This window comes from Candidatus Brocadia sinica JPN1, from assembly GCF_000949635.1.
In the GTDB taxonomy this organism is placed as follows: Bacteria; Planctomycetota; Brocadiia; order Brocadiales; family Brocadiaceae; genus Brocadia; species Brocadia sinica.
In genome coordinates this window covers 1,125,297-1,142,790 of the sequence record NZ_BAFN01000001.1, presented here as the reverse complement: position 1 = coordinate 1,142,790, position 17,494 = coordinate 1,125,297, and the positions used below count along the sequence as shown (strand labels likewise).

Below are 17,494 nucleotides of genomic sequence, written 5' to 3'. Positions count from 1 at the left end.
ACTCGCCCTTTACGCTATCAGGCACTGGTCCTCTTGCCTGTAACATATCCGCAGCGAAGCCGTATCAAATCCCCCTTACCAAAGAGTTACAACTCTCTGCAACACTATTGAAAAGGATGACAACCCCCTGGATCCCCCTTTATTAAGGGGGACTTAAGAAACCCGTTAGCAAAGGTGGGTGCACACAAATTCTCCCTTGTCAAAGCGTATCTTTACCCCCATTTCTGCCTCGATGCCGTGGGTTGTAAATCCCCCTTAGGAAAGGGGATGAAGGGGGTTGTAAGAAACTTGCATAAACTTGTCCTCATGAAAATGGGAAAAAGAAGATTTTACACGGCAATACTTTTACAAACGAAAAATAGTTTACCTTTTTGGTAAACCAAAATCTTTTCAAAAGTAAACCTTTGTTCCTTTGACTTTCCACTTCTGCAATAATATTCTCTATCAGTAGTAAACGTAAAAAGAAAGTTGCCATTGCGGGCACATTTGCTTTGCTCAGTATAAACTCCGCGAAGCAATCCAAACTGTGGAGATTGCTTCGGGCTATCGTCCTCGCAATGACACTTGCATATATACTTATTGATTACGGTTACTATAGTTTTTCTGAAAAAATCTCAGGAAAAATCAAGTTTCAACATGCTGGGTACAGGTAAAGAATTTATCCGCATCAAACACACCCCTTTAATCCCTAGGGCAGGTTAACCGTCCCCGGTTGACATCATAATGACAAGCGAGGACGCATGTCCTACCGTTAGAGGAGGCTTTTGCTCTCCCCTCTAAAAAGAGGGGGTAGGGGGTGTGTTTTATTCAGGAAATACATCGGTCTTGCTGTAATATAATAAATTCATCGGATGTTTTTTTGCAAAAAATAAAATAGTTACCAAATCTTTTCTATTGAATCCCGGCGCCTCAAGGAATTTTTTATGTGAAAATCTTTGCAGTAAGGCTTTTTTATTTTTTAACAAGATCTTGTTTAAGAAAGGAGTAGTCATGAAAACGCATAGCATTTGTCTCAGTTATCTGTTCTGTCTTATTCTGTGTTTCGTTTCTGTTGCCGCCTGGGCCGGCCCGGTTCAATCAGGCAGGCCAACCCACGTGCAAATGGACGCCACCTATGGCAAGCTGCCGTTGTATTTCATCCAGAATGACGGACAGATGGATGAAAAGGTACAGTTTTATGAGAAGGGCAGTGGGCATGCGACATTTTTTACGAAACGTGGTGTATCTCTGTCATTAGTTGGCGGTCAGCAGTCAGAGGTCAGGGACGGTGGTAGTGCTGGGCTTCATCCCAAGCAAGAGGCAAGGTGGCACGGACAAACTGGTTTGTCCGTGTCTCTTGCAAATCCGCAATCCTCAAACCCGAAACCCGAGGTTTCAACTTGCAACTCTCCACTGACATCTCCTCAACTCATAAAACTTATCCCCTTAAGCGCCAACAACAATCCTGAAATAATTACAGAGGGATTGCAGGAGGGCAAGGTCAATTATTTCATTGGCAACGACCCGAAGAAGTGGAAGTCCAATATCCTCACGTACAAGGCGGTTGTTTACAAAGCCATTTATAAAAACATTGATATGAAATTTTATGGGAATAACCGGCAGATGGAATATGACATCGTCGTCAAACCCGGTGCACGTCCATCCCGTGTACAGCTTGCATATCATGGGATAGAGGGATTACGCGTAACCGAAGGTGGAGACCTTGAAGTTAGTCTCAAAGACGGCAAGATCATCAAGAAAAGACCGTATGTGTATCAGGAAATAGACGGGAAAAGAGTCGAGGTAGATGGAAAGTTCAGAGTTAGGGGTTCAACCGCAAAATCTAAAATCCGAAATCGTAAATTCATCTACGGTTTCCAGGTCGCTTCTTATGACAAACGGTACCCCCCCTTATCATAGATCCTGCCCTTGAATATTCCACGTATCTGGGTGGAAGTGGTGCTGAAAATTGCTGGGGCATAGCAGTGGATGGCTCTGGCAATGCCTATGTGGCGGGGTATACTAATTCCACGAACTTTCCCACAGTCTCACCGTATGATGGAAGCTTTAACGGTATCGATGATGTTTTTGTGACCAAGCTGGATGCATCGGGCAGCGGCCTTGTCTATTCTACGTATCTGGGTGGAAGTTCTTATGATTATGGGGTTACGGCATAGCGGTGGACAGTTCTGGCAACGCGTATGTTTCCGGATCTACTGGCTCCACGAACTTTCCTATAGTTTCCGCATACCAGGTAAGTCATGCAGGAGGAAGCTTTGATGCCTTTGTCACGAAGATTAGTTCCACCGGGAGCGCTCTGATTTATTCCACATATCTGGGCGGAGGTGCTAAAGATGAAGGTTGGGGCATGGAGGTGGACGGCTCTGACAATGCCTATGTAGCTGGCATAACAGAGTCTATGGACTTTCCCACGACCTCTGCATACCAAGGAAGTAAACAAGGAATTCAAGATGCCTTTGTTACAAAGTTTGCAATCGGCAATTCAGCGCCGGTGGCGAATGCCGGTAGCGATCAGACAGTGGATGAACTGACTCTGGTTGCATTGGACGGATCGGGCAGTAACGACCCCGAGACGATCCCTTGACGTATACCTGGGTACAGCTAGCAGGCACATCAGTTACCCTGAACCTCAGTGACCCCGTCCATCCCACCTTTACCGCACCCAATGTGCCCCGCGGCGGTGAAACCCTTACCTTCCAGCTCACCGTCAGTGATGGATGCTTAACCAGTGACGATTCGGTGAATATTACTGTTAAGGACGTAAACCATCCTCCCGTCGCCATTGCGGGATCCGATCAAACAGTGCAGGAAGACAGCCCCGTGACGCTGGATGGTTCATACAGTTACGACCCTGACGGCGATAGTATTACCTACAGTTGGGTGCAAACCCCAGGCACAATGGTGACTCTGTCCGATCCAATCGGTACACAAACATCATTTACTGCACCTCTTGTTGGCCAAGCAGGGGAAACCCTTACCTTTGAATTAACGGTAAGCGATGGACTTTCTGACGGAACAGACACGGTGAATGTGATTGTTGAAAACATCAATCATTGTCCGACAGCGGACGCTGGGGATGATCAAACGAGAGACGAAGGCAGTCAGGTAACGCTAAATGGTATAGAAAGCAGTGACCCGGACGGTGATACGCTCACCTACACCTGGACGCAAGTGAGTGGCATACCTGTTACCCTGTCTGATGCCCATAGCCCCGATCCTGCCTTTGTAGCCCCGTCAGTAAGTCAGAGAGAAGAACTGGTATTCCGGCTCGTTGTGAATGACGGCTTGTGTAACAACGAAAATGATGCTGAAGTAACCATTACCATATTAGACTTGAACGGTCTACCTGCGTGTGACCTTGCACAGGCAAGCCCTGGATTGCTCTGGCCACCGAACCACAAGCTCGTAGAGGTGGGGATTACGGGAGTAACTGACCCGGATAACAATCAGGTGACCATTACCATAACCGGGGTGACTCAGGATGAACCGGTCGATGGACTTGGTGATGGCGATACAAGTCCGGACGCGGTGATCCAGGGTGACAAGGTACTTCTGCGGGCCGAACGATCAGGAAACGGTAATGGAAGGGTCTACCGGATCACCTTCACGGCCGATGACGGTGCTGGTGAAAATTGTACCGGAACCGTTAACGTATGTGTTCCCCACAGTAGCCAGTCTGAATGTATCGATGACGGCCAGAATTACAATTCTTTACCATGACGAAGGATTATGAAGGGAGACTGTATGCCCACGTATTCAAGTGGTATTGTTGAGGTGGAGAATTTATAGTCACCGACCAAAATTAATCCCCCTCCCATCAACCAGGGAGGGGGATTATATGTTATGTAACAACTGAAAACTTAATTTAAATTATAAAAGATACTTCATTATTTCTTGTAAAATATTGTCTAATTCTGGCACATCCGATTGGTTTTGGAATATTCTTCGATGACTTTTACATATCGGGCAAAGTATTCAGCAAGCAACATATTCTATTTCTTTTAACTTTTTTAGATCTGCCATTATCTTTTCTTTAATCTTTAACTCACCTGCCCATTCAATGTATTCCTGGTCTCCTTTTTTTAGATTTTCGGCGGTGAACTCTTTTTGAAATGTTTCAGAAGATACATTATACTCCGTTTCAAATTTTTTTATTTGCTCGTTTGTTTTACATAGGCCAATTTCAAGTCTTTTAATTTCGGCAGAAATAGCCGTCTTGATAATATCCAAAACATTATCTGTTGTGTCGGACTCTATTTGTAGTTTTATCATTTTGATATTCCTCTTAAATACTTCATTTACAATATTATGTGATTTATACACGAGGTGTAATGAATGAAAAAAGTTTAGCATATGCCATATGGCAATGCAAGTCTACATTAGTTGGTTGTGTTGAGGCACGAAACCCAACAAATAAGATCCTTCGGCTGCGCTCCAGATAACAAAAACGAAATGTAACTGAATTACATTATTAATCCGAGTCTTTTTGTGAATCATAGAGAAATTGCGATAGCAGGTTCATGTATAACTTCCATGGCATCTGATGGGGTTGGCAAGCTCTCACTGGCGGCTAACATATCTTCATGTATATTTCTGCGGCATCTTTTATATTTTCCAGGGCTTCTTGTTTGGTATATCCCCAACTGGAACAACCAGGCAGGACAGGAATTGAAGCGCTCCATCGACCATCCGCTTCTTCGGTTAAAGTAACTTTTAAAACCAATGTCTTCATCATAAACCTACTGTTTTAAAAATCTAAACTCCTATTAATTTGGCTATTTTATTGGGAATTGTTTTATAAATCAAGCTAATTAGAAAGAGCGGGAAAAAGAGAGTAAAGGTATTGCAGCGTGGGCACAATAAATAGTGGGTTTCAATTACACATTTGAACCTGTCAGAGTTAACCAGAGGCAATTCATCCCAAAAGTTTACTTTTTTGGTAAACCAAAAATATTTAAAAAGTAAACCTTTGTTCTTTTGATCGCCCCCCTCTCGGAATAGTACTATGTGGCCATTATCTCACACCAATGAACGACACGAAATCACGGATTTGGATTGCCTGGAGTAGCATGGCTGCAACCAAAAAGAGTTACTCAATGCTGAATTACAATACTCACGTTTTTGTTTTTTTCACAAATTCAAAATTCGAATATCGAAATCCGAAACAAATTCTAATATTAAATGTCAGAAGTGAGAAACAAGATTTAAAACATTTGAAATTGTAATTTTGAAATTGCTTCGAATTTCGGATTTCGTGCTTCGGATTTAGCGGTTTTTTTATGAATAACATTTGTGAATTAAGGCTTTTTTATTTTTTAACAAGGCATTGTAAGAAAGAAGTAGTCGTGAAAACACATAGTATCTATCTCAAATACTTGTCAACAACCTTGGCCCGGCGGGGGTTCGCAGCCCTGTCGACGGGCTTTGAAATGGACTAACCTGCCTGCGGCAGGCGGGGAAGATTTTTATGCCGATCCGCATAAGACACTGTGATAACAAATACCAGGCGACGCAAGTGGTTAAGCATACAATCTTTATCATAGCAGCATTCGCTGTTTCAAAGGCGTGTTCTATGGATCAGAAACCGTTGATCTGCACATTATACGGATCAATTTAATTATTGTTATCTACCATCGCCGAAGATGGGCAAAAAGGAGGGTGTTATGAAGCGCATAAGCAAAATGATGAAAGCGTTGATTGGAAGTTTGGTTTTAGTGCTGGTGCTCAGCAGCGTGATGACAGTGGCTTCGGGGGCTAGTTGGACTGAAATCGGTATCGGAATCCCGATTATCGATAAAAATGGAAACCCTGGTTACGTTTATTCAGTCACATTTGCCGACAAGGATCAGCTTAATTTGCTGACTGGAATCGTGGGTCCACTAGGAACTAACCGTACAAATGTTGCATGCCGTCCAGCCACGTCTACCGACCAAGGTGTGTCTTGGGTTGTTCATGATTCAGCGAATTTCGATCAAATCGAGACGCTGGGGTGGGGAAATAATTGGAAAGACCGCGCTGTTGCCCGCTCGGCAGCCAACCCCAATCGTATCTGGTTTGCTGCGAATGGACATCCATGGGGGTCTCCTGCGTCCAAAGGAGGGTTGTGGCGTTCCGATGATAATGGTGCTTCCTAGACTGAAAATCTGATGGCAGGACAGCCGGGAGAAAGTGGTGAGATCAATGTGGTTATTCCCGATCCTGATAATCAGGACAAAGTATTTATTGGACGAGGCTATGATTACGGCAATGTGTCTGTGAGCACAGACGCTGGTGTGACTTTCTCAATCCTCCAGGGTCACAACAACGTGGCCAAGACTGGTAACGACGCATGGAGCTTCGCAACCATTACGATCGATTTCGTGGCGGGATTGCTCATCAATAAACATTATTTTCTCCCTCCCATGAGTATGAATCTGGACGGGAGTAACTCAACTCAGATTAACTTCCCAGGCGTTCCCACAGAAGGATTACCAGTCGGTGGAATCACGACTGATATTCCAGTCAGAGGGCTTCAAAAGAGGGCGGGAGGAATCTTGGGACGATATACCGCAGATGGTGGGTTCATTTATTCCATCGCCTACTATTCTGGAGCACAGCCTCCCTACTATGCGGCGGGAGATGCGCCGGGCGTTTCTTCTGCGGTACTAATCAACGGTGTGACTCTCGATGATCCAGAAGGTAGAAATCTATTGGCTCATCCGACTGACCCCTGCACCTGGGTTGTCCAGACTGGAGGCACAACCTTCTCTGTGACTCGTAATTGTGGAGCCACGTGGTCGCCTCTTCCGATGGATGGGTTTGCCAGTAATGCTCGAGTGGTCGCCGTGGCGTATTTCCCGGACGCCTCCGGTAAGATCCTGGCATTTACGGAAGACGGAAGGCGGTTCCTGTTCTCTGGCGATCTATCAAACTCACCACCGATAGCCAACGCAGGGGCAAACCAATCGGCATGTGTGAACGAGACGGTGACCCTGGACGGCAGCGGTAGTACAGACGTGGACGGCGATCTGCTGACCTACACGTGGGCGTTCACCTCGAAACCTGATGGCAGCACGGCGACCCTGAGCGATGCGCATGCAGTAAATCCGACCTTCACGGTGGATGAGGTAGGCACGTATGTGGTGAGCCTGATCGTCAATGACGGTACGGTGGACAGTGCTCCAGATACCGTGAGCATCAGCACTATCAATATGGAATTCGGTATTATCACCACCGTGGCAGGGAACGGCGAGGCGGGATATAGTGGCGATGGCGGCCCGGCCATCGAGGCGAGACTAAATGGTCCTTTTGGAATGGCTATGGGTGCAGACGGCAGCCTAATGTCATTAAGTTAAGGTTTATTTTATCCAAACAACCCCCTTTATCCCCCTTTTCTAAGGGGGATTCGTCCGGCAGGTAGCTTAACTTAATGACATTGGATTATAAATCTGAACCATTATTTTTGTTGACAATAATAAACATTATGTTTATTATTGTTCTGTGATAAAATCGTTCCGTTGCGGTGAGACTCAAAAAATGTTTAACCGCGCATATTCACGAAAGTTTCCACGCGAAATTCAAATGCGCGTCTTTGTTAAGCTCAACGCGATTGATGCGGCCGTTCATCTTAAAGATTTACGTTTACCACCATCCAATCGGCTTGAGGCGTTGAAGGGAGAACGTAAGGGACAGTATAGTATCAGAATCAACGATCGGTGGCGAATTTGTTTTGAGTGGCGCAGCGGTAACGCAGAACAGGTAGAAGTCGTCGATTATCATTAAGGAGTTGAGTATGGCTAAGCACCGTATTGCACCCGTGCACCCCGGGGTATATCTGAAAGAATTACTCGATGAATTAAACATATCACAATACCGGCTGGCACAGGATTTAGGTGTGCCCGCTATGCGGATCAATCACGTGGTACATGGCAAACGCCCGGTAACGGCGGAGCTTGCTTTGCGTTTAGGGCGTTATTTTGGCCAAAGCCCCCGCTACTGGATGAACTTGCAAAGCAGGTATGATATGGATATTGCTGAAGATTTATTATCCGAACAGGTAGCACGTGAAGTACGACCATTGACGGCGGCCTTGTAATCCCAGGGAATCTCAATGAGAAAAAGAAAAATAATCAGTTGGAAGGACCGAAAGGGTCGCATTTCAAAGATTTGATCCCCTAAAGCTGTGTTTGGATAATGCCTGGTTTGAGGTAAAAACGATGCCATTCAGAATAACGATCTGTTGCTGTAACAACCTCTTCGGAGAGGGCATCACACGATTAATAAAAGAAGATGGTCCTGAAATTGATTGCACTATTAACACGTCTCCAGTCAGAAAGAAGTGATAAAGACAAACCCGGATATCCTCATTACCGATTTTCATGCCCTCTCAGCCATGTCTCCTGACACCCTCTTCAAACACAAGATAGGCATTCTGCTCTTGTGGACGGGTTGCCTTCCCGGGCTGGAAGATGAAAATCTCCTGGGATTTATCTCACAAGGGGTGATTGGTATCTTATCTACTGAAGCCAGCCCTTCAGAGTTAAGAAAGGCAATAAAGAGTGTTGCTGCAGGCGAACTCTGGTTCAACCGGAAGAAGCTCAAAGACATCCTCTCGTGTGTGAAAAACGTCGCAGAGGAAATACACGAGCTTACCAAAAAAAAGAGAGAGAAGTGATTAAAATGATCTGCAAGGGTTACCGGAACAAGGTAATTATGAAATGCCTGAATATGACTGAACAAGCCGTAAAAAACACCTGAACAATCTCTATAAAAAGGCAGGGATTACCGACAGGCTCCAACTCGCCCTTTACGCCATAAGACATTGGTCATCTTATCTGTAACATAGCCGCGGCGAAGCCGCAACCAAATCCCCATTAAAAGGGGTAACAACCCCATGGATCGTTCGACTGAGATCTCGGCGTGAGCACACGGTCGAACGCTCACGACGAAGTCCCCTCTTATTTAGGGGGACTTAACCCGACTTTCGCAATTCACACCCAAAAAATGGTTATTTTTGGGCATGTATCACCGGGAGACCCTTGATATTAAAGGAGTGAATTTTCAAAACGGTTTGTAGTGCCGACCCACCCTATTGACGCAATCACGGGAAACTGCGAAAATGCTTGCATGTTTCTCCGAGAAAAATCACGGACGAAAGATGGGAAAAAACCCATCGGTATTGGAGCGTTGTAGAGAACCGCCGGGTCAGCGGAAGAAGAGTGGTGCAGCGGCAAGTTCTCTATTTGGAAGAATTCAATGATACTCAACGGGCGGGATGGGTTCGGACGATAGAGGCACTTTGGGGTGAGAAGAACAAGGTAAAACAACTGACGGGGGAAGATGATTCGCTGGCACAGAAGGACAAGCCGTATCGTTGTTTGGATTTGCTGCTTGAGCATCGCGACGATCTGTTTGGTTTTTTAAAAGGGCAATGGGGCAAGCTGCTTGGCGCGAAGTATGATGTGCTGCTGTATGATTTGACGAGCACGTATTTTGAAAGTGATCCGCCATCGACGGGATCTGGGGGTAAAAAACGGTTTGGGTACAGCCGGGACAAACGTTCGGATTGCGTTCAAGTGGTAGTGGCATTGGTGTTGACGCCGGAAGGATTTCCCGTGGCCTACGAAGTATATCCCGGGAATACAAGAGATACCGCGACACTGGAGAAATTTCTGGATCGGATCGAAAAGCAGTATGGGAAATTCCGGCGCACCTGGCTTATGGATCGCGGTATTCCAACGAGGGCAATCTCTTTATTCGAGGCTCCATTTTTCTACTCTACCAAAATATTTAGTTAAGTAAGTAGCTGTCCTCAAGCACCTTACTGACCTCAACTGAACATGGCATATACTTTTAAGCTTATCCCGATTATCTTGTGAAAGATTCGACACAGCAAATCTCTTTGACTTTTAAAAAAATAATTCTATAATCTTTTTTATGACGCAATATTTACCTATACTAATATTATTTATTATAGCTGGAGGCTTTGCTGTTACCAATATAGGGCTTTCGGCGATTTTGGGAAGGCGGAAACCCACCGCAGAAAAGCTTTCACCGTATGAGTGTGGTATTGATCCGGTAGGTTCGGCGCGGGAACGTTTCTCGGTAAAATTCTATCTCATCGCCATGTTTTTTGTTCTCTTTGACGTTGAGGTCATTTTTCTTTACCCGTGGGCAGTGGCATTTAAGTCACTCAAGCTCTTTGGGTTTATTGAAATGCTCATCTTTATCGGTATACTGCTCGTCTGCTATCTTTATCTATGGAAAAGGGGAGGGTTGGAATGGGACTAGAAAGCCACTTGGGTGATAACATTCTTACCACAACCTTAACCACCATGGTAAATTGGGCACGCAAGTCCTCTCTCTGGCCCATGCCGTTTGGATTGGCCTGCTGTGCCATAGAAATGATGGCTGCGGTTGCACCCCGTCACGATCTTGCCCGATTCGGCGCAGAGGTCTTTCGGTTTTCACCGAGACAATCAGACCTGATGATTGTTGCCGGTACGCTTACGTATAAAATGGCATCTGTGGCAAGAAAAATTTACGATCAGATGCCGGAGCCCAAGTGGGTTATCGCTATGGGCGCCTGTGCAGTCTCCGGTGGTGTCTATAACACTTACAGCGTTGTTCAGGGACTGGATCAGGTCATGCCTGTAGATGTATATCTCCCCGGATGTCCACCGAGACCGGAGGCATTGATCCACGCTATCATGGAAATACAGAAAAAGATTGGAAAAGAAGCTTTATAAAAACCATGGATAATGACTCTATACTCGCATTCATAAAAACACGTTTTCCAGAGGCAATACTGGGTTCTCATACATTTCGTAATGAATTAACCCTTATAGTAGAGAGGGATTGTATTGGTGATATTGCCAGGTTCCTGAAAGAAAATGAGGAGCTTGATTTTAATTTTTTGTCGGATCTCTGTGGTGTTGACCGGGTTCAAACAGATGATGTTTTTGAGGTGGTGTACCATCTCTATTCTATACAGAAAAATCATCGCCTGCGCATCAAGGTGTCTGTTCCGTCAGATGAATCCTGCATACCAACGGTAACGGGCATCTGGAAGACGGCTGATTGGCATGAAAGAGAGACATATGACATGTTTGGTATTAAGTTTGTCGGTCACCCCGATCTGAGAAAAATTCTCACGCCGGAAGATTTTGAAGGGCATCCCTTACGAAAAGACTATCCTGTGGATGGAAGACAACCCGCCACACTCCGGGACACCTATCGAAGGGGTGAGGCGTGACAGAAACCGCTACAGCAACTACGACCCACCTGATGACCATCAATATGGGGCCGCAACATCCCAGCACACACGGTGTCCTGAGGCTTTTGCTGGAACTGGATGGCGAGATGATCGTAAAGGCAGTGCCGCACGTGGGATTCCTCCATCGGGGTGTGGAAAAACTTGCGGAATATAGAACATATCATCAGTGTATTCCCCTCACAGACCGGTTGGATTATGTAGCCCCTTTCTCAAACAACCTGGCTTATGCCCTTGCAGTTGAGAAATTACTTAATATTGAAGTTCCTGAAAGGGCCAAACATATCCGCGTGCTTCTCTGTGAACTTACCAGGATTGCCTCTCATCTGTTGTGGCTGGCAACCCACGCCCTGGATATTGGCGCTATGACCGTGTTCTTTTACTGCTTCCGGGAACGCGAAGAAATTTATGATATCTTTGAAATGGTTTCAGGGGCGAGGATGCACCTCTCCTATATCAGGGTAGGTGGCGTGTCACGCGATTTACCCGGCGGATTCCTGGAAAAAACCCACAAATTTGTCACTGAATTTCCCGCGCGGCTCAATGAGTATGAAACGCTCCTGACGGACAATCCTATATGGAAAAAGCGTACGGTCGGTGTCGGTGTTATTTCCGCTGAAGATGCCATTGATTATGGCCTTAGCGGCCCGAGTTTACGGGGATCAGGAGTTAATTGGGATATCAGGAAGTCAGAACCTTATTCCGGCTACGATACATATCATTTTGCCGTTCCTTTGGGGAAAAAAGGAGATGTATACGATCGGTATCGTGTGCGCATAGAAGAGATGCGTCAGAGCAATAGTATCGTTCGTCAGTCTCTAAATATTCTCCCTAAAGGGGATTTTATAGCAAGAATACCGAATGTTACCTTGCCTCCAAAAGAGGACGTAGAGACAAATATGGAATCCATGATCAGCCATTTTAAACTCATCATGCACGGTATTCATCCACCGAAAGGAGAGGTCTACTCCAGCATTGAGGCCCCTAAGGGGGAATTGGGTTTTTATATTGTAAGTGATGGTTCCAGCAATCCTTACCGATTGAAAATACGGCCTCCTTCTTTTGTCAATCTGGAGGCATTACCGAAAATGGTAGAGGGCAGATTACTTCCCGACGTCGTCGCTACCATTGGAAGTTTAGATATTGTTTTGGGAGAAATTGATCGTTAAAATCTGAATATGACGAATGATAGTGCAAAACTGCCTTTATAACTCTTTTACGTGTGGCAGCATAATTTACCATGAATACCAGAAAAGAACAATCTGCGCGAAGTGAAACTGTAGATCTTTCAAAGATAGAAAAGATACTGGAGAAATATAAAAACGCAAGAGGAGCAGTGATCCCTATTTTGCAAATGGTGCAAGCCGAATATGGTTATCTGCCCGAACCCATCGTTGACCTTATTGCAGAAAGATTGCATATTAGCACGCATGAAATTGTGGGAGTTGCCACTTTTTACGCCCAGTTTCACTTAAAACCGCGCGGACAGCATATTATTAAGATGTGTTGCGGGACTGCGTGCCATGTGAAAGGGGCAAAGAAGGTCTTAGAAAAACTGAGTCAGACATTAGAAGTTTCCACGGGTATGACAACAAAGGATAATGTATTCACGTTAGAAGAAGTTGCATGTCTGGGTGCATGTTCGCTGGCGCCTGTTATGATGGTGGATGAAGATATCCACGGAAAACTAGCCCCGGACACCGTTGCAACGGTCATAAAAGAGATAAAAGAGTCAGGGTTTCCTAAATGACTACGGTTAGTAACGAAACGATACACCAGCAACAAAAATTCAATCCACAAAAACCGCAAATAATTATTGGCATGGCCTCTTGCGGTTTGGGCGCTGGCGCCAGGAATGTGTTGAAAAGCGTTGAACAAGAGCTGGGAAAACAAAAACTCGATGCAGACATAGTGCCTACTGGTTGTATCGGCATGTGTGCGCACGAAGTGCTCATGGACGTAATCTTTCCTGGCCGCACACGCGTTACTTACGGAAATGTAAAAACCACCATGGTGCCACAAATATTAGAAGAACACGTGGGAAAGGGAGAGGCGGTAAAAAAACTCGTCATGTCGCAGATGTACCTGGACGACAAAACAGTGATTCCTTATGAAGGGTTGCCTTTTTTTGACGACCTGGAGATGAATAAGGGTCAAAAAAAACACATCCTCAGGAATTGCGGATATATTGACCCCGATAGTATCGATGAATATATTGCGCGGGGCGGATATACGGCGCTCGAAAAAGTACTCAGGACCATGACTCCGAAGGCCGTGATTGATGAAATAAGCAAATCGGGTCTCAGGGGCCGGGGAGGTGGTGGTTTTCCAACAGGTGAAAAGTGGGCATCCTGTGCCAAGTATTCCGCCGAAGAAAAGTTTGTCCTGTGCAATGCCGACGAAGGAGACCCGGGTGCCTTTATGGACAGGAGCCTTTTGGAAGGGGATCCGCATGCCGTCCTGGAAGGCATGATTATCGCGGGATATGCCATTAATGCTACGAGTGGTTACATCTATGTTCGCGCTGAATATCCACTGGCGGTCAAACGATTAAAACACACCATTGAAGAAGCCAATAGGCGCGGCTTTCTGGGTGAAAATATCCTAAACAGCGGGTACAGTCTGGAAATCTATGTAAAGGAAGGGGCTGGCGCCTTTGTCTGCGGTGAATCGACCGCACTGCAAAATTCCATTGAAGGGAAACGGGGTATGCCCCGCACAAGACCTCCTCAATCTGTAGAAGCGGGTTTATGGGACAAACCGACGTGTTTGAACAATGTAGAGACCTTTGCTAATGTACCGTTCATTATCAATAAAGGTGCGGATTGGTATTCCCGGATTGGTACAGAACACAGCAAGGGAACGAAAATCTTTTCCCTGACCGGGAAAGTAAAAAATGCCGGTCTTGTTGAAGTCCCTATGGGCACTACGATCAGACAAATTGTCTTTGACATGGGCGGCGGTATTCCGAAAAAGAAAAAATTCAAGGCAGTGCAGATCGGGGGGCCTTCTGGCGGATGTCTTCCTGAGTCCCTCCTGGATTCACCAATTGATTACGAATCGCTTGTTGGGGCAGGTGCAATGATGGGTTCGGGAAGTTTTGTGGTTGTTGACGACACTACCTGTATGGTGGAGATGGCCCGGTTTTTTATGAACTTTTGTGCCAATGAATCATGCGGAAAATGTCCGCCCTGCCGGATTGGCACTACCCTTATGCTGGATATCCTCACCCGCATTACCATGGGGCAGGGTGAAGAAAAGGATCTGGAAGTGCTGGAACAAATGAGTGATGAGATCAAGGTGATGTCCCTTTGTGGTCTCGGACAATCCGCGCCAAATCCTGTAAAATCCACTATCCGGTATTTTAAGGATGAATATATTGCGCACATCCGCGATAAGACTTGTCCAACTGCTACGTGTGTCGCCCTTCACAAGTATGAAGTGTCCCCGGAAAAGTGTACCAAGTGCCAGGCATGTATTCGCAACTGCCCGGTAAAAGCAATTAGCGGGAGTACTACGGAGGTCGCTTTTATCAATAAAGAAAAATGCATTAAGTGCAATCTCTGTTATGAAAAATGTAATTTTCTGGCAATAAAATGAATATCATACACCTTGTTATTGATGATAAACCTATCGTTGCCCCTGAAGGTACGAATATATTCCAGGCAGCCCTGGACAACGATATTTATGTCCCCGGACTGTGCTACCATCCCAAACTCTCACAATTTGGGGGTTGCAGGCTTTGTTTTGTAGAAGTCACTGAACGGAAAAGAACCGGACACCGGTTTGCCTGTGCGCACCCCGTATCTGAGGGAATGATTGTAAAAGTAAATACGCAGAAAGTAATCCGGTACCGAAAGTCCGTTATGGAATATCTATTGGCCCATCATGAACTCTCTTGTCCTACCTGTGACAAATCCGGTGAATGCGGATTGCAAAACATTACCAGCGAACTGAATCTGGGTCCTGGCAGATTCAAGACCGTGAGGATGCATCACCCGGTGATCCGGGATAATCCGGTTTTAGAATTAAACCGGAACCGGTGTATTTTGTGCGGCCGGTGTGTAAGCGCCTGCAAGGAGATTGAAGGGGTCAGCGCCATCGACTTCCAAAACCGCGGCTTTAAAACGGTCATTGGCACCGCCTTTGACAGACCGCTGGAGTGTAGTTTCTGCGGTGGCTGTGTCGCAGTGTGTCCAACCGGAGCCTGGCAGGATAGAACCTTAGGGTTCAGGGGCAGACCATGGGAATTCAAAAACACGCCTACGATTTGTCCATACTGTTCCGTTGGCTGTACGGTCGTGGTAAATACCAAGACGGAAAGTGTGAGGCGTATCACATCCCATGACCGTTTGGGAATAAACGAGGGTAACCTCTGCGTTAAAGGCAGATTCGGTCATGAATTTATCCATTCTCCTGAACGCATAAAGACTCCTTTAATCAGAAAAAACGGTGAATTCTATCCCGTCTCGTGGAATGAAGCCATTGATTACGTATCAAAAAGATTTCAGCAAGTGATACAGGAACATGGCGGGAAATCGGTAGGAGGCATCGGTTCTGAAAAATGCACCAATGAGGACAACTATCTCTTCCAGAAATTCTGCCGGTCTGTGCTGGGAACGAACCACATTGACAACCTGTCCAATATAAAATCACCGTATCTGAACAGGCTGATGTATCAATCTGTTGTGAACGGGATTGCGTCAGCATCATTGAAAGAAATTGAGAATGCAAATACCTTATTCTTCTTTGGTGCAGACGTGACTGAGGCTCATCCTGTAGCCGGAAGCATGGCCCGAAAAGCTATAAGGATGAACAACGCCAATCTCATTGTTGCCAATATAAGAAACGTTCAATTCAATAGCGTGGCCAAAAATGATATCCGTTTACAATATACCTTGGGAAGCCAGGCCATATTCATGAACGCCTTGATGAAGATCGTTATTGATGAAAACCTGGTTGACTTAAAGAAGGCAGAGATATCGGCGGACAATTTTCATGAACTGTGTTCCTCATTAGATAAGTTCAGTGTAAGGGATGCTTCTCAATCAACCGGCATTTCTGAAGAAACCTTGAGAAGTGTATCCGCATTATTAACAAAACCGGGAAATTGCTGTATCATTTGCGGTAAAGACATTGAAGAAGACCCTCTGGGAGAAATCACCATAAGAACCTTGATGAACCTCTGCGTACTTATCAACGCCGCTCATGATGAAAAGACAAGTCCTGGTAAGATTTCGGTTTTGTTTTCAAGATCCCATAACAATTCTCAGGGTGTAAATGATATGGGGGTTGTCCCCGGATTCTTTCCGGGATACGGTGATATCCACGATACATCCGGCAGGGAAAAGGTGGGAAAATTATGGGGCGTAAAACTTGCTGACGATATTTTCCAGAAAGACTCCCCGAATGTTATTGATCTTGCACTCAATGGAAAATTAAAAGCGCTCTACGTTATGGGAGAAAATCCCGTCATGCATTATCCCTACGGCAAAGATATCCGGGAGGCGTTGAGAAGGGTAGGCTTTCTTGTTGTCCAGGATACATTCCTGACGGAAACCGCGCAATTGGCAGATGTCGTCCTCCCTGCAGTTACCTATGCCGAACGGGAAGGAACCTTCACCAATATGGGGATGACCGTACAACGGCTAAACAAAGCTATACCACCAGTGGGAGACGCCAGACCAGATTGGCAAATTATTTGTGACCTTGCCAAAAAGATGGGACAATCCTATTCATACGCATCCGTGAAAGAGATATTGAGTGAAATAGGAAGCATAGCCCCCCTGTATGCAGGTGTTAATTATGACCGTTTGAAGAGGAAAGAATTCCAATGGGTATCTTTTGTTTATGATAAGAAAAGACCGGTAAAATATAAGTTTGAAATAATTCAACCCGAATCTTTCAGTATCATAAGGAGAAAGGATTTCCCTTTTATCCTGCTTACCGGCGCCAGTTTGAATCATCAGGGCGCTTTTTCCCGGCATTCAAAGTCCCTTACTCTGGTTGCCCCGGAATGTTTTGTGGAAATAAACAGAAAAGATGCCCGGAAAATGGATATCCAGGACGGGGATATGATTGTTATTGAATCTATGCAAAATAAGATAAAACTCCAGGCAAAGGTTGCCGGCAAAACACCCGAAGGCACCATTTTTGTTTCTGAAGATTATGAGTGGGTACCGGTAAATCTCCTGCGTGACAGGGTGTACACCCCCGTCAAAATTTGCAAGGAAACAGGGTAAA

19 protein-coding genes and 1 pseudogene are annotated in these 17,494 nt (G+C 45.5%); 17 read left to right on the top strand and 3 right to left on the bottom strand.

Annotation, left to right across the window (positions count from 1 at the left end):
- Positions 1-990 precede the first annotated feature (990 nt).
- From BROSI_RS05205 to BROSI_RS05190, 4 genes are read left to right on the top strand one after another with little or no spacing between them, the layout of a single operon-like run.
- Positions 991-1,899 carry a DUF7948 domain-containing protein gene (locus tag BROSI_RS05205; protein WP_052562710.1) on the top strand — a complete coding sequence of 303 codons (909 nt, stop codon included), beginning with the start codon at positions 991-993 and terminating at the stop codon, positions 1,897-1,899.
- Complete coding sequence (locus BROSI_RS05200) at positions 1,893-2,156, top strand: SBBP repeat-containing protein (protein WP_082059046.1); 264 nt, start codon at positions 1,893-1,895, stop codon at positions 2,154-2,156. The genes BROSI_RS05205 and BROSI_RS05200 overlap by 7 nt, the downstream gene beginning before the upstream one ends.
- Positions 2,157-2,158: 2 nt before the next feature.
- Complete coding sequence (locus BROSI_RS05195; protein ID WP_052562708.1) at positions 2,159-2,584, top strand: SBBP repeat-containing protein; 426 nt, start codon at positions 2,159-2,161, stop codon at positions 2,582-2,584.
- The gene (locus BROSI_RS05190; RefSeq protein ID WP_052562707.1) at positions 2,581-3,720 is read left to right on the top strand and encodes a PKD domain-containing protein; all 1,140 of its coding nucleotides are present in this window, start codon (positions 2,581-2,583) and stop codon (positions 3,718-3,720) included. The genes BROSI_RS05195 and BROSI_RS05190 overlap by 4 nt, the downstream gene beginning before the upstream one ends.
- A gap of 255 nt (positions 3,721-3,975) precedes the next feature.
- Here BROSI_RS05190 and BROSI_RS05185 read toward each other — a convergent pair whose 3' ends face one another.
- Positions 3,976-4,272 carry a hypothetical protein gene (locus BROSI_RS05185; protein ID WP_052562706.1) on the bottom strand — a complete coding sequence of 99 codons (297 nt, stop codon included), beginning with the start codon at positions 4,270-4,272 and terminating at the stop codon, positions 3,976-3,978.
- A 298-nt stretch (positions 4,273-4,570) separates the two neighbouring features.
- Positions 4,571-4,735 (bottom strand): type II toxin-antitoxin system HicB family antitoxin, encoded by a 165-nt coding sequence (locus BROSI_RS19745; protein ID WP_157842396.1) that lies wholly within the window; start codon positions 4,733-4,735, stop codon positions 4,571-4,573.
- A 928-nt stretch (positions 4,736-5,663) separates the two neighbouring features.
- Here BROSI_RS19745 and BROSI_RS05180 point away from each other — a divergent pair.
- From BROSI_RS05180 to BROSI_RS05160, 5 genes are all read left to right on the top strand, one after another.
- Positions 5,664-6,134, top strand: a complete 471-nt coding sequence (locus tag BROSI_RS05180) for a hypothetical protein (RefSeq protein ID WP_052562705.1) — start codon at positions 5,664-5,666, stop codon at positions 6,132-6,134.
- Between the two features lie 12 nt (positions 6,135-6,146).
- Entirely contained in the window at positions 6,147-7,334 is a 1,188-nt protein-coding gene (locus BROSI_RS05175) for a PKD domain-containing protein (protein ID WP_052562704.1), read from the top strand.
- Positions 7,335-7,479: 145 nt separating this feature from the next.
- Positions 7,480-7,761 (top strand): type II toxin-antitoxin system RelE/ParE family toxin, encoded by a 282-nt coding sequence (locus tag BROSI_RS05170; RefSeq protein WP_052562703.1) that lies wholly within the window; start codon positions 7,480-7,482, stop codon positions 7,759-7,761.
- A 10-nt stretch (positions 7,762-7,771) separates the two neighbouring features.
- Complete coding sequence (locus tag BROSI_RS05165) at positions 7,772-8,074, top strand: HigA family addiction module antitoxin (RefSeq protein ID WP_052562702.1); 303 nt, start codon at positions 7,772-7,774, stop codon at positions 8,072-8,074.
- Between the two features lie 243 nt (positions 8,075-8,317).
- Entirely contained in the window at positions 8,318-8,653 is a 336-nt protein-coding gene (locus BROSI_RS05160; RefSeq protein WP_052562701.1) for a response regulator transcription factor, read from the top strand.
- A 107-nt stretch (positions 8,654-8,760) separates the two neighbouring features.
- On the opposite strand, the gene BROSI_RS19740 is transcribed toward BROSI_RS05160, so the two are convergent.
- Positions 8,761-8,922 carry a hypothetical protein gene (locus BROSI_RS19740; protein ID WP_157842395.1) on the bottom strand — a complete coding sequence of 54 codons (162 nt, stop codon included), beginning with the start codon at positions 8,920-8,922 and terminating at the stop codon, positions 8,761-8,763.
- A 183-nt stretch (positions 8,923-9,105) separates the two neighbouring features.
- Here BROSI_RS19740 and BROSI_RS05155 point away from each other — a divergent pair.
- The 8 genes and pseudogenes from BROSI_RS05155 to BROSI_RS05120 form a co-directional block, all read left to right on the top strand.
- Positions 9,106-9,719, top strand: a pseudogene (locus tag BROSI_RS05155) (IS1634 family transposase); the annotation flags it as partial.
- A gap of 196 nt (positions 9,720-9,915) precedes the next feature.
- Entirely contained in the window at positions 9,916-10,269 is a 354-nt protein-coding gene (locus BROSI_RS05150; RefSeq protein WP_052562699.1) for an NADH-quinone oxidoreductase subunit A, read from the top strand.
- The gene (locus BROSI_RS05145; RefSeq protein ID WP_052562698.1) at positions 10,260-10,727 is read left to right on the top strand and encodes an NADH-quinone oxidoreductase subunit B; all 468 of its coding nucleotides are present in this window, start codon (positions 10,260-10,262) and stop codon (positions 10,725-10,727) included. The genes BROSI_RS05150 and BROSI_RS05145 overlap by 10 nt, the downstream gene beginning before the upstream one ends.
- A 5-nt stretch (positions 10,728-10,732) precedes the next feature.
- Positions 10,733-11,233 carry an NADH-quinone oxidoreductase subunit C gene (locus BROSI_RS05140; protein WP_052562697.1) on the top strand — a complete coding sequence of 167 codons (501 nt, stop codon included), beginning with the start codon at positions 10,733-10,735 and terminating at the stop codon, positions 11,231-11,233.
- 32 nt (positions 11,234-11,265) lie between these two features.
- The gene (nuoD, locus tag BROSI_RS05135; RefSeq protein WP_052565652.1) at positions 11,266-12,420 is read left to right on the top strand and encodes an NADH dehydrogenase (quinone) subunit D; all 1,155 of its coding nucleotides are present in this window, start codon (positions 11,266-11,268) and stop codon (positions 12,418-12,420) included.
- Between the two features lie 71 nt (positions 12,421-12,491).
- Positions 12,492-13,001, top strand: a complete 510-nt coding sequence (gene nuoE, locus BROSI_RS05130; RefSeq protein ID WP_052562696.1) for an NADH-quinone oxidoreductase subunit NuoE — start codon at positions 12,492-12,494, stop codon at positions 12,999-13,001.
- Positions 12,998-14,851 (top strand): NADH-quinone oxidoreductase subunit NuoF, encoded by a 1,854-nt coding sequence (locus BROSI_RS05125; protein ID WP_052562695.1) that lies wholly within the window; start codon positions 12,998-13,000, stop codon positions 14,849-14,851. The genes nuoE and BROSI_RS05125 overlap by 4 nt, the downstream gene beginning before the upstream one ends.
- The gene (locus tag BROSI_RS05120) at positions 14,848-17,493 is read left to right on the top strand and encodes a molybdopterin-dependent oxidoreductase (protein WP_052562694.1); all 2,646 of its coding nucleotides are present in this window, start codon (positions 14,848-14,850) and stop codon (positions 17,491-17,493) included. Before BROSI_RS05125 ends, BROSI_RS05120 begins: the two co-directional genes overlap by 4 nt.
- Position 17,494 lies beyond the last annotated feature (1 nt).

Excerpts from the sequence above, each read along its gene's own strand:
- BROSI_RS05205 (WP_052562710.1), top strand. The coding sequence starts at position 991 with ATGAAAACGCATAGCATTTGTCTCAGTTATCTGTTCTGTCTTATTCTG.
- BROSI_RS05185 (WP_052562706.1), bottom strand. The coding sequence starts at position 4,272 with ATGATAAAACTACAAATAGAGTCCGACACAACAGATAATGTTTTGGAT.
- BROSI_RS19745 (WP_157842396.1), bottom strand. The coding sequence starts at position 4,735 with ATGATGAAGACATTGGTTTTAAAAGTTACTTTAACCGAAGAAGCGGAT.
- BROSI_RS05180 (WP_052562705.1), top strand. The coding sequence starts at position 5,664 with ATGAAGCGCATAAGCAAAATGATGAAAGCGTTGATTGGAAGTTTGGTT.
- BROSI_RS05175 (WP_052562704.1), top strand. The coding sequence starts at position 6,147 with ATGGCAGGACAGCCGGGAGAAAGTGGTGAGATCAATGTGGTTATTCCC.
- BROSI_RS05165 (WP_052562702.1), top strand. The coding sequence starts at position 7,772 with ATGGCTAAGCACCGTATTGCACCCGTGCACCCCGGGGTATATCTGAAA.
- BROSI_RS05150 (WP_052562699.1), top strand. The coding sequence starts at position 9,916 with ATGACGCAATATTTACCTATACTAATATTATTTATTATAGCTGGAGGC.
- BROSI_RS05145 (WP_052562698.1), top strand. The coding sequence starts at position 10,260 with ATGGGACTAGAAAGCCACTTGGGTGATAACATTCTTACCACAACCTTA.
- BROSI_RS05140 (WP_052562697.1), top strand. The coding sequence starts at position 10,733 with ATGGATAATGACTCTATACTCGCATTCATAAAAACACGTTTTCCAGAG.
- nuoD (WP_052565652.1), top strand. The coding sequence starts at position 11,266 with ATGACCATCAATATGGGGCCGCAACATCCCAGCACACACGGTGTCCTG.
- nuoE (WP_052562696.1), top strand. The coding sequence starts at position 12,492 with ATGAATACCAGAAAAGAACAATCTGCGCGAAGTGAAACTGTAGATCTT.
- BROSI_RS05125 (WP_052562695.1), top strand. The coding sequence starts at position 12,998 with ATGACTACGGTTAGTAACGAAACGATACACCAGCAACAAAAATTCAAT.
- BROSI_RS05120 (WP_052562694.1), top strand. The coding sequence starts at position 14,848 with ATGAATATCATACACCTTGTTATTGATGATAAACCTATCGTTGCCCCT.